Genomic DNA, 12,408 nt, shown 5'->3' on the forward strand with positions numbered 1-12,408 from the left:
TCATCAAACTTGCTCCGTCATTCATCAAATTTGCTCCGTCATCCATTAAACTTGCTTCGTCATTCATCAAACTCGCTCCGTCATCCATAAGTCTAAAAATAGCAGGCTTAAATCTACATTATGGTAAAAGCTAAATAATAATCCAACCGTACAAGTGTGCGACGCAAGGATGCTAAATGGATGAGTTATGGCCCGGCTAATAATGGGCTGTTTTGTTTCAGGGCTTTTTAACCAGGGTACTGTCGGTTATGATAGCGGGGCGGGTGGTATCGGCGGTTAATACATTGGGCTCGTCTTTTGGAAAATCGAAAGTGTACGATATACTTACGCCCTGCCTGATGCGGCGGCCAATTAAGCCGGTACTTACATCTAAGCTGCTTTTATTAAATACAATGGCCCGCAACTTTCTATCTCTTGACAATACAAATTGAACCGAGATATCCGGCAGCCATTGAAAATTACCCGTTTGTACGGCGGAGCCGCTAATATTAAAATCGAGCCCCGTACCAAAAGTGATGATGATTTTATTGTTGGCCAGGCTTTGGCTTAATTTTAAATTGATGGATTGGCGGTCTAACCGGTTACTGGACGCACTGGAGGTATTGCCATATAATTGTGCACTGCTATAGGTAGAAGTGTTTACATCGAACTGTAAACTTTTATCTCCGGTAATTTTTGAGAGCAGGTTGGAGACCAGTTTGTTTACCTCGCCGGTAATTTTTTGTGAGATGGTATTGATACCTGTATTGCGTGCCACATTACCGCCACCGCCGCCAATATCGCCATAGGGCGCAAAGGAATTAAATACAATTAACCAGGTAACCTGTTTCAGCATTTCGTTGTCATCGCTTTGAACTTTGTCCAAAAATAGTTTCAGGTTATTGTCGTTTTTAATGGGGCTGTTATCGGGAAAATCGAACCCGAATTTAATTTGCGGATTGGTGAGTTTGCCGGTGAGGGAAGCCAACACATACACATCGCCTCGATAGCCGCTAACAGTGCCGCCCAGGTTGTAACCGGTATTGGAAAGCAGGTCTCCAAAACCAATATTTTTGGCAGTGTATTGGGCGTCTACATGCATATCGGCCTTATAAGGATCTCCGGTCCATTCTATATAACTACCCGCTTCTCTTTTAAGATCAAAAGGTTTACGCAGAAAGGATTGAAAATTAAAATTATAACGGCCGCTTTCTATATTGTACCGGCCATTCATGGTAAGGTTGCCGCTGGCGGGTACATTAATGCGCAACCGGCCATTACCGGTAGCACTGATGATATCGCCGGTTAGTTCATCTAATATCATATCAATCTGCGCCTGGTTATTGGCGGTAAGATCAAGATCGATATTGAGTTTGGTATTGGTAGCGGGTTTTACTTTTTCGGCATCTTCGCCATATTTTTTAAATACGATAAAATCGGCATCGGCACTTTCTTTACTGGTAGATGTGGGAATAGAAATATGAGTAGAATCATTTACCGAACCGGTGATATTCATCCGCATATTTTCCTGAGGGCCTTTCAGGCTTAAGGTAGCTTCGCCAATGGCTTTGCCATAAAATTGCTGGTTGTCTTTGGCCTTGGTATCTAAAAGCAGCATTTTATCGGTAGCCATATCAAAATCGAAACGCATTTTTTCAAATCCTGCTTCATATAAATAGCCCCTAACGCTGCCGGTATTTTTGTATTTATCCTTTACAGTAAAATGACCAAAGTCGATACCATTTTCATTAAAATTAAACAGGGCAGAATCTATATTGTAGCGCACCTGGGTATAGTCTACCGTTATGGCCGCATCTCTTAGTGCCACTTTACCCAGCAATTGCGGAGTGTTGGGGTTGCCTTTTATAATCAGGTCGCCGGTGGCATAGCCATCCAAATCAGAAAAAAGACCCACCAGAAACTGACTGATGAGGTTTATTTTGGTATTGTTTAAATGAATGCTGGTATTTAGTGGCTGGCTAACCGAATCTTTAATATTGTAGTAACCCTGCGAGTTAAACGTATAGTTCTCGTTATCTGAAACCACATCCCAATTTATTTTACCCTGTGTGCTGTTATAGGCGGCTTTTAGTTTTACAATACCAATAGAGTCATTGTCCAGCCTGAATTGACGGGCGGTAATATCTGCATCAGCATGAAATTTATTATAAAAATCCTGCAGATATACGGAGCCATTGGCAACACCTTCTATAGCTGGTTTTTTGGTAAAGAGCGGCACAAAATCACCGAGGTTTACATCTTTTAATTTTACCACCAGGTTACTGGTATTGCCACCATCTTCTTCCTCGGTTTCTACCGTTATTTCCTGAAAACCCTGTGTAAATTTTACATTGCGGGCAGTAGCAAAATTCTTTCTTATCACCAGTTCGCCTTCTTTATCCAGTTCCCACTTATTGGTGTTTAAAACAAAGGATGAAGGCAGGAAATTGATACGCACACCATCTTCCAAAGTAATAACTTCTGCATTTAAACTGGCATCGTCTAAGGTGGCATTGGCACGTGTACTAATGTGTACGCTGGAATGATCCTGACTGGAAAGTATGTCAAAGGCTGAGCCGGGAAAATAGAAACTATCTTTCAGGTATACATTACCCAATGTGCCGTTAAGTTGTAAACTATCTATACTGCCCAGGCCTGTAATAAGGGCATTTTCCATTTGGTAGGTATCAAATTTTACCTGTGGTATATTGGCATAAATGTATAGGCCAGAGTCGGGCCGGTTGGTATTTACACCGCCAATGATTTCAACATTATTCAGGCCCGATAGCCTGCGATCTATTACATTGGCATACTTGTCAAAATCCATAGTATGTAATACCAATTGAAATTGCTGGTTTTTAGGCGTGGTTTTAGGGGCATTAATATAAGCAGGATAATACCTGTTTAAAAACAGCTGGAAACTATTGGGTAAATCCAGGATATTGTATTGCCCTGTAACGCTGGCATCAAACTGATTGCTTTGAACGCTTAATATTTTTTTATTGATATCATCATAGGATGCGTTTACTGACAAAGAATCAAAGTCCAGTTGTACGTTATCATGCAACAAAGTGGCGTTCAATATTTTTGCCGAGCCCAGGAATTCATCAATATTTCTACCGGTAAAGTTTAAGTCGAACAGGCCGGTAAGTAAAACATTTTCTTTGGTAAAATTGAGTTTTTGAAAATTAGCATTGGCCAAATCTCCCAATATATTAAAGCGGGGTTGCTGTCCGGTAAAATCAATATTGATGCTACTGGTAAAATCAAAATTGGGGTCGCTGGCTTTAAAATCACCTATAAATTTTCTTTTTTCAACAGCGCCATCAAAATTGAGGTTATGGTAGGTATATCCATTAAAATCTAGTGAATCAAAGCCAATATTTACCTTCGTTTTAGCCCTTTCTATTGCAAAGCTTTTGCCTTCGATGGTGCCTTTAAAACTGGCTTTGCCAAGGGTGGCTTCGTCCAGAAATTTGCCAATATCAAATTGTTTGGCTTGTAAAGTGCCACCATACGAAGGTTCTCCTCTCGAAGGCAGTTTCATATTGATATCGCTGTACAGTCCACCCAACTTGGTAGTGATATTGCCCTTGGCGGTAAAATCATGTACCGTACCATTAAAGTCGCCCAAAAAGCGAATATTACCCAGCGCTGCCAAATTAGGACTGGTTATTTTGGTAATGTCGGGGTACAAAAAGGCCAGTTCCCTGTTATTGGTTTGCACCACGGCCCTGTTTAAACTAATCTTTGTTTTATCAATATCCGGTAAGCCCTTCATATCCAGTTCTCCGCTGGCATACATGTCGGGGCCGGAGCGCATAAACAGGTTTTGAACACTAAAATCTTCAACAGTGCCAAAGAATTTTCCATTCATGTCTACCTGCCGGTTCCAGTCGCTTAATTCGGGGGCAAAGTAAGCTACATCTTCACTGCTAACACTACTGTTTCTAATGCGGATGTCCATGGTTACCTTGCTAATATAATCCTTCATATCCTCATTAAAATCCCGGTAACGCATGGCGTAATAATTGCCAATCCTGCTTTCTGGTGTTTGAATATCCAAATGGTCAAATTCCATTATTTGCGGTGTAAGCTTAACATCTGCTTTTAATTTTTTTAGTTCCAGTCCACTGCGTTCTACGGCACTTAATTCCACCTGTGCCTTCATGGTATCTTTTATAAAACTAAAATGGTTAAATACCCCGTTAATTTTATTTACTTTAATGTAGGCGCCGTCAAATAAACCTTTCTCTGGCACATCGCCGCGTACTATGCTGGCAAAAGTGCCATCTGTTATATGAAGGGTATTTATTTTAAGTGAAATATCACCGGCATTAAAATACATGCTGGTATCATTGGGGTCGGGCTTACGCCTTAAACTATCCGGCCGGCGGCCATCAAAGTCTTCTAACAAAAAATAGGGCCGGTCAATATCCAGTGTATTTACTTCGTATTCGTTGCTGTTTAGGTTGGTACGTTTGGCATCCAGTAACATGCTGCCTACCCGTGCCACCATTTTCTGTCCAATCCATTCATCGTTCTGAATAAAAGTTACTTTCTTCAGGTCTATTTTCTGAATGTTAAGGGCAATGGTTTTTGGTACCGAATCCTTTACCGTTTTAGGCGATGCAAAATGATCCGCAATAAACGCATAGTTCCAAACCGAATCTTTGCGATGCAGGTTTATTTTGGCATCTTCCAGGCCAATATATTTCAGGTCTGTCTGGTCCGATAAAAAGAACCAGTCTGTTACCCGCAGTTTCATGGTGCCTGCATACAACAGGGTATCTTTTTGGCGGTCTTTTATCAGCACCCCTTTCAGGTCCATCTTATCAAAAAACGAAAAGCTGATGTATTTAATCTTTACCTCGGTTTGCAAATCGGCCGATAGGCGGTGGGTAACCTTATGCAATATAAAATTCTGCACCAGGTCTGTTTGCAGTAATAGCACCAAAAAAAGTAATAAACCCAGTAAACCCAACAGGCTGCGGCGTACATGCCTGATGGTAGTAATGCCGTGTAATACAACGCCTATAAGCATTAGTGTAATTCTGTTCGACCACATGTGCGACAGTGGTACAAATATCAACACCAGCACCAAAGCCACTGTGAGTACCCAACTAGATATTTTCAGCAATTTTTTAAGCAAATAGCGGTGTATTATTCAAAAAATAAAGATAAAGCCTTATGTACTAATACAATGCCAAAAGCTGGTAAGAGTTTGTAAAAATTAGGGTATATATTGTCTTAATGCATGTATTGAGCCCGGCATATGCACTATTCCCCGGCACCGCTTGCGTCGCACTCTTGTACTGTGGCAAGTTGTATGGGCAATTAAACAACATACATAAAGCGATCTACAGCTTGTTTTGTGGGCAACAATCATTACCTGTATAATGCAAATGCAAAGCTTAACTATTACATTAATAGCAGCTGCAATACTTGTTGCAGCACAAGTGAGCGACGCAAGTAAAGCCGATGCTTATTCCTTAGCCCGGCCCAAAAAAATTAAATGAATTGATGTAGTACCTTGGATAAATAATCAAGATCCTCCTTAGTGTGCAGCGCATTTATTACCACCCGGTTAAAAATAGTACCCGATGCATCGGGATAGGCAAAGGAGGAAATAATAATGCCCTTATTATGCAATTCGTGCACAGGAAATGTATGCGGCAAAATAATTACAGGTAATTCTTTATGCACCAGCAGTCCCGGTATATTGGCCACTATTGCATGAAAATAGGCAATCAGCTGCCGCAATTTTTCTCTTTGCATTGCATATACATCCTGCCCATGTACAAACGCATGCAGCAATGCCGGCGAAGGGGGCGTAGCGGCTGCATAGGCAGGTAATTTTTTTATGGCATCAGCCAGTGTTGCGCTACAACTTATGGCTCCTGCATTTACCTGCCAGGCTTTAGACATGGAATAACTGTACACCAATTGGGTGTTTGTGATGGTTTGGGTATATGCGGCAATGCCTTGTCCATTGGGGCCAATTAGCCCAATACCATGCGAGTCGTCGATAATGCAAATTTTGGGCGGAGTATTGGTTGCCAGCAAAGCGGGTATATTGGTAATGCTTGCGGTAAGTGTATCTACAGCATCTACTGCTACAAATGCAGGCGGTATGCCGGGGAGCTGTACATTGTTTCTTTGTACCGCCGGGTGCGATGGCTGCAGGTTTACCAGGTTGTTTTGCCATAATTCGGTAGCCAGCTGCCCTGCCGTAAAGCCTGAGGAAACCAGCACGGTAGCTTCACTGCCGGTAATGCTGCTTAACAAATTTTCTGCCTGCGCAAATAGCCGGAGTTGTGTATTAGAAATGCGGGAGGAGGGATAGATCCAACCATACCTGTCAATACCTTCTTTTACCAATTGAGTGAATGCACTTATCTGGTGCATACCCAAATAAGCATAGCCGGAGAAGAATAACATTTCTTGTCCATCTGCTATTGCCGTTCTGCCCGGTGTTACTGAAAATTGGTAAGCTTGCATGGTGTTGCTTTGAATGCTTATTGGCCCTGTTTTATTTGCTGGTTAAACTGCTGGCTTTGCCCTTTGGCAATGCTTAACGATTGCCATTGCGCATCTTTAATCATTTTACCAATATACAGTATTTGCCCAATATGGTATGGGTAATGCGCCAGTTGCCTTAGTAGTGCATCGTACACCAGCAGGGGTTCTGTTCTTATGTAAATGGTATTGGTTAGTTCTTGTGGCTGCAGGTTTTCTTTGGCAGTAAATACAATTTTCCAGCCTTCTTCCCATTGTGCAATTACCGCAGCTTTTGTGGTGATATTTGTTCCAAACTCTGCATCACGTTCACGCCAGGATTTTTCGCCATCTTCAGTTAAAAAATTGGTGAAGCGGCTGCGCATATTGCCATACAGGTGTTGTACAATGATAGCAATACTATTACTCTCCTCCGATGGTTGAAAAAAGAAATCTTTTTCTTCCAGTTGCGCAAAAGTTTTATCGCCTAGTTCTTTGTAATAGCGTAATCTTTTAACGGTATCCTGTATAAAGCTGGTTTCGAACGACATAAAAATAATTGTAGGTAAAATTATTAATTAATGCAGTTGGGCATAATCCCGTTTGATTAATCTGTAATAAATAATATTGCGGGGATCTAAAATTACATACCGTTGCTAAACAAATAATCAGTAAACAGACTAAATAATTAAAATGCAGTAATTATTTATTTTGGGGAAGAGTTGTATTATTGCGAATATTATACTTTATGAAACTAACTAAATCCCTGTTGGTACTTTGCCTTTTTGCAAATACCAGCTTTGCCCAAAAAAACATGCAGCCCGGTCTGATAGTATTAAATAGTGCTGATACTCTAAAAGGTTTTATAGATTATCGGGAGTGGTATAAGAACCCATTAAGCATACAGTTTGCAACAGCAAAAAATGTACAAACCAAAAAATACACAGCGGCAGATATCAGCTACTTTGAAGTAATGGGTAAAGAAGCTTTTGCAAGCCATACCGTTTCAATTTCAACAGGCACTACCAATTTGAGTGCCTTAACTGCAAAAGATACCAATAGCATTGTAAATACTGTTTTTTTAAAAGTGATTGAAAAGGGTAAAACTGTTTCGCTTTTCTCTTATACCGACGATGTTAAACTTAGGTTCTATTTGCAAATGCAAAATGCAGATACGCCTTTGGAATTATTAAATACCATATATGTGCAGGACGAACAGGTTAAATACGATTATGCCTACCGTTCTACGCTGATTGGCATTTCAAACCAGGCCGTTCCCGATGATGAGGCGGTTAAATCATTAATCGCAACTGCTGCCTATACAAAGAAAGACTTAACGGCTATCTGTAGTAAAATAAATCACCAGGTGAATACAAATATTGCACCATTGTATAAAAAAAATAAGGGAGTTATATTTTATATAGGTGCAGGAGTAAATTATGGCAAACTTGAGCTTACGGGTAATAATATATTTGCGGGCTTAACCAATGATGCTTCCTTATTGCCAGTTCTTAGTGCAGGGGCTAATATTTATACTAATCCGGCAATTGGTAAGCTGTATATTCAAACACAACTTTCTGCCACGGGGTTTACCACCAAAGCAAACAGGTCTATTACTTATTTTGAAGCTACCGAAAATCATGCATTCAATTTCAAGCAAATCAATGTGGCGGTATCGGCACAATTACATTACAATCTCTATAATGGCCCAACGGTTAAATGGTATGTGGGTGCAGGTGGTGCAGCCAATTTCTCCTCTTATCCCGTTAATGAAGAAAAAACTGAGCGGGTGGCATTAACCGGCACCACGCAAAGTGAAAACAATGCCTATATAAAATTTACAAGAGGTTTTTGGTTAAATGGGGTACTAAAAACCGGTGTGAATATAAAACGGGCTGGCTTGTCCATTAGCTATCATCCCAATGCAGGCATTACCAGTTTTAGTGAGTACACACTTACCAATAGTGGTTTGCAAATGCAGGTAAATTATCAATTTTAACTGCAAGAATATTTATCATTTTCATTGTCCCGGCTTTTGATAGCAATGCAGCTTTACTTGCGTCGCACTCTTGTGCTTGTATAACATTTGGCAGCATTTTTTGGGTGCTTATTTTGGCATTCACCTGTTATAATAAGCCGCGCAAAGTACCAACCGTACAAGAATGCGACGCAAGTATAGCCCAATAGTTAATTGTGCGCTGCGTTAACTATAACGCAAATGTTTTTGTAGCCATTACATGTTTCGGCGGTACTGTCCGCCAACTTCGTAAAGTGCATTGGTTATTTGGCCAAGACTGCAATATTTTACGGTTTCCATTAACTCGCTAAATAAATTGCCATGTTGTATGGCCGTGTGTTGCAGTTGCTGCAATGCCGCTGCCGACAGGCTTTTATTGCGTGTATGAAATGCCTTTAGGTTTTCTATTTGTAATTCTTTTTCCTCCATAGTACTTCTAATTACTTCTGAAGGTATAATGGTGGGGCTGCCTTTTTTATTCAGGAACGTATTTACGCCAACAATGGGTAATTCACCGGTATGTTTCAGCATTTCGTAATGCAGGCTTTCTTCCTGTATTTTATTGCGTTGGTACATACGTTCCATAGCGCCTAATACGCCGCCACGTTCAGTAATTCTGTCAAACTCGGTTAATACCGCTTCTTCAACCAGATTGGTAAGTTCTTCTATTATAAACGAGCCTTGAATAAAGTTCTCGGTAGTAGCACTGCCCAGTTCGCGGTTAATAATTAGCTGTATGGCCATGGCGCGGCGCACACTTTCTTCTGTTGGTGTGGTAATAGCTTCATCGTATGCATTGGTATGCAGACTATTGCAATTGTCGTAAATAGCATATAAAGCTTGCAAGGTAGTACGAATATCGTTAAAGTCTATTTCCTGTGCATGCAGGCTGCGGCCACTGGTTTGAATATGGTATTTTAACTGCTGGCTGCGTTTATTGGCTTTGTATTTATACTTCATGGCTTTGGCCCAAATACGCCTTGCCACACGGCCAATAACGCTATACTCTGGGTCCATGCCATTGCTAAAAAAGAAACTCAGGTTGGCAGCAAAATCATCAATATGCATGCCGCGGCTTAAATAATATTCAACATAGGTAAATCCATTGCTTAAGGTAAATGCGAGTTGCGTAATAGGGTTGGCACCTGCTTCAGCAATATGATAGCCGCTGATAGATACACTATAAAAATTGCGCACTTTTTCGGCAATAAAATATTCCTGTACATCGCCCATTAATTTAAGCGCAAACTCGGTACTAAAAATGCAGGTATTTTGTGCCTGGTCTTCTTTTAAAATATCGGCCTGTACTGTACCCCTTACCTGCGCAAGGGCCTGTGCTTTTACCTGTTGGTATATATCTGCGGGTAATACTTCATCGCCGCTTAAACCCAGTAACTGCAAGCCTAAGCCGTTATTGCCTTCGGGCAAACGTTCCGGGTAGGAGGGGTTATAATACAGCGGTGCAATGCCCGATGCATATTTTTTTGCCTGTATAGTTTTTACGGTTTCCCATAAACCCAGTTCGGTAATTTTTTTCTCGCATTGCTGGTCAATGGCAGCATTCATAAAAAAGGCAAGCAGCACCGGTGCCGGGCCATTTATCGTCATGCTTACTGAGGTTTTGGGGTCGCACAAATCAAAACCGCTGTATAGTTTTTTTGCATCGTCTACGGTAGCAATGCTAACACCGCTATTACCCACCTTGCCATAAATGTCAGGGCGTTTGGCCGGATCTTCCCCATATAAGGTTACAGAATCAAATGCGGTGCTTAACCGTTTGGCTGGTTGCCCCAACGATACATAGTGAAAGCGTTTATTGGTACGTTCAGGCCCGCCTTCACCGGCAAACATACGGGTGGGGTCTTCGCCCTCTCTTTTTAAAGGAAATACACCACTGGTAAATGGGAAAAGGCCGGGTGCATTTTCCTGGGTTTGCCAGCGCAATATATCGCCCCAGTCGCGGTATTTTGGCAATACCACTTTTGAAATGCGGGTACCCGATAAGCTGGTACTAAACATGGGCTGACTAATCACTTTATCCCTTACTTTATACTCATAAGTATCGGCTTCGTAGGCTTTAATTTTTTCGGGCCATTTGGTAATTAATTTTTTACTAACCGGGGTTAATAAATTTTCTGTAACCGTAATTTGTTGCTGAATGGCATCTAGGGCAGCTGGTGCAGCATTCACTTTTTGCAGCGATTGCAGGGCCCCGTGTAACCTGTACAGGGTAGAGGCAATATCTGCCTGTTCTTTTACCAGGGAATCGTAGCCCCGGCTGCTATCGGCAATTTCGGCCAGAAAGCGTACCCTTTTTGGCGGAATAATCATCGATTTACTTAATCCCGCTTTATCTGTTGCCTGCTGTATGGCACTGATAAATATATCACCAAAATGCACGCCGGTTTTAACGGTAATAGTGTGTATTAATTTACTAAACAAGGCATTTATACCGGCATCATTAAATTGTGCGGCAATGCTGCCTACAATGGGCAGGTCTTCATCTTTGGCGGTAAATAAATTGTGGTTGCGTTTATATTGTTTGCGTACATCGTGTAATGCATCCAATGCGCCGGCTTTATCAAATTTATTGATGCAAACCACATCAGCATAATCCAGCATATTTATTTTTTCAAGTTGCGAAGCAGCACCATATTCGGGTGTCATTACATATACACTTACATCGCAATATTCCAGAATGCTGGCATCGCTTTGGCCCACACCGGCACTTTCTACAATAATGCAATCAAAGCCAGCAGCTTTACAAATGCCAATGGCTTCGGGTATGTGGGCGCTAAGGGCGGTATTGTCGTCACGGGTGGCCATAGAGCGCATATAGGCGCGGCCATGTGCAATGGCATTCATGCGAATTCTGTCGCCCAATAAAGCGCCGCCTGTTTTTTTCTTTGAAGGGTCAACACTTATAACGGCAATGGTTTTATTGGTAAAGCTATTCAGGTAACGGCGTACAATTTCATCGGTAACAGATGATTTGCCGGCACCGCCTGTACCGGTGATGCCTATAACGGGGATGCTGGTGCTGCTGCTTTCCTTGCCTTGCACTATACCGGCTCCGTTCTCGGCAATTGTTATGGCGCGGGCAATGCTTTGTATATCTTTTACTTCGCCTAAAGTATTGGTTTGGTTGCTTACTGCGGTGTGTAAAGGAAAATCGCAACTACGCACCACTTCTTCAATCATTCCTTCCAAACCAAGGTGCCGACCATCATCGGGTGAGTAAATTTTTGTGATGCCATATTTATGCAGCTCCAGTATTTCTGAGGGCAGAATAGTGCCACCGCCGCCGCCAAATATTTTTATATGGCCGCAACCATTTTCTTCCAGCAAATCTTTCATGTATTTAAAAAACTCAACATGGCCACCCTGGTAACTGGTAATGGCAATGCCCTGCACATCTTCTTCAATAGCGGCTTCTACAATTTCTTTAACGCTGCGGTTATGCCCCAGGTGAATAATTTCTGCACCCTTGCTTTGCATTATACGGCGCATAATATTTATGGCAGCATCGTGGCCATCAAATAAACTGGCGGCGGTAACAATTCTAACTTTATTTACAGGTAAATAGGCCATAGGTTCTTTTTTGTACAGGCCACAAATGTATGCTTTTAAGTGCTGCTGTTAACGGGTGTTAGTTTAAAGAATTTGCTATGCTGCTAAAATCATCATGGCGGGGGTATAAATTATTGTTTGGGCGTTCCCTGCGGGTCGGGCTTTTCACTGCAAGTCCTCGCTGCGCTGCGGGCTTTCCGTTGCAATCCCTAACGCGGTAATTTGGTTTTGAATAAAGCTTTTTACTTGTATCAAATGTTTCTCTATTGCTGTAGATGTTGCTGCCATAACAGCCAACCGCACAAGAGTGCGACGCAAGCGGCGATGCCATCATAACCATTAGC

Annotated in this window: 5 protein-coding genes; 1 reads left to right on the forward strand and 4 read right to left on the reverse strand. The window is 41.7% G+C overall.

Going from position 1 to position 12,408, the window contains the following annotated elements:
* Positions 1-217: 217 nt before the first annotated feature.
* The 3 genes from GD597_RS21205 to GD597_RS21215 form a co-directional block, all read right to left on the reverse strand.
* A complete protein-coding gene (locus GD597_RS21205) occupies positions 218-5,023 on the reverse strand; it encodes a translocation/assembly module TamB domain-containing protein (protein WP_171609930.1) in 4,806 nt (1,601 codons plus the stop codon).
* Positions 5,024-5,490: 467 nt separating this feature from the next.
* Complete coding sequence (locus GD597_RS21210) at positions 5,491-6,480, reverse strand: aminotransferase class I/II-fold pyridoxal phosphate-dependent enzyme (protein WP_171609931.1); 990 nt, start codon at positions 6,478-6,480, stop codon at positions 5,491-5,493.
* A gap of 17 nt (positions 6,481-6,497) precedes the next feature.
* Positions 6,498-7,028, reverse strand: coding sequence for a DUF1572 family protein (locus GD597_RS21215; protein WP_171609932.1), 531 nt, complete (start codon positions 7,026-7,028; stop codon positions 6,498-6,500).
* Positions 7,029-7,225: 197 nt separating this feature from the next.
* Between GD597_RS21215 and GD597_RS21220 the strand changes: the two genes are divergently transcribed.
* Positions 7,226-8,476, forward strand: a complete 1,251-nt coding sequence (locus GD597_RS21220; RefSeq protein ID WP_171609933.1) for a hypothetical protein — start codon at positions 7,226-7,228, stop codon at positions 8,474-8,476.
* A 234-nt stretch (positions 8,477-8,710) separates the two neighbouring features.
* On the opposite strand, the gene GD597_RS21225 is transcribed toward GD597_RS21220, so the two are convergent.
* Complete coding sequence (locus tag GD597_RS21225; RefSeq protein ID WP_171609934.1) at positions 8,711-12,085, reverse strand: methylmalonyl-CoA mutase family protein; 3,375 nt, start codon at positions 12,083-12,085, stop codon at positions 8,711-8,713.
* Positions 12,086-12,408: the final 323 nt, after the last annotated feature.

Origin of the sequence: Limnovirga soli, assembly GCF_013106755.1 — a bacterium.
Lineage (GTDB): Bacteria > Bacteroidota > Bacteroidia > Chitinophagales > Chitinophagaceae > Limnovirga > Limnovirga soli.

Excerpts from the sequence above, each read along its gene's own strand:
- GD597_RS21220 (WP_171609933.1), top strand. The coding sequence starts at position 7,226 with ATGAAACTAACTAAATCCCTGTTGGTACTTTGCCTTTTTGCAAATACC.
- GD597_RS21225 (WP_171609934.1), bottom strand. The coding sequence starts at position 12,085 with ATGGCCTATTTACCTGTAAATAAAGTTAGAATTGTTACCGCCGCCAGT.
- GD597_RS21215 (WP_171609932.1), bottom strand. The coding sequence starts at position 7,028 with ATGTCGTTCGAAACCAGCTTTATACAGGATACCGTTAAAAGATTACGC.
- GD597_RS21205 (WP_171609930.1), bottom strand. The coding sequence starts at position 5,023 with ATGCTTATAGGCGTTGTATTACACGGCATTACTACCATCAGGCATGTA.
- GD597_RS21210 (WP_171609931.1), bottom strand. The coding sequence starts at position 6,480 with ATGCAAGCTTACCAATTTTCAGTAACACCGGGCAGAACGGCAATAGCA.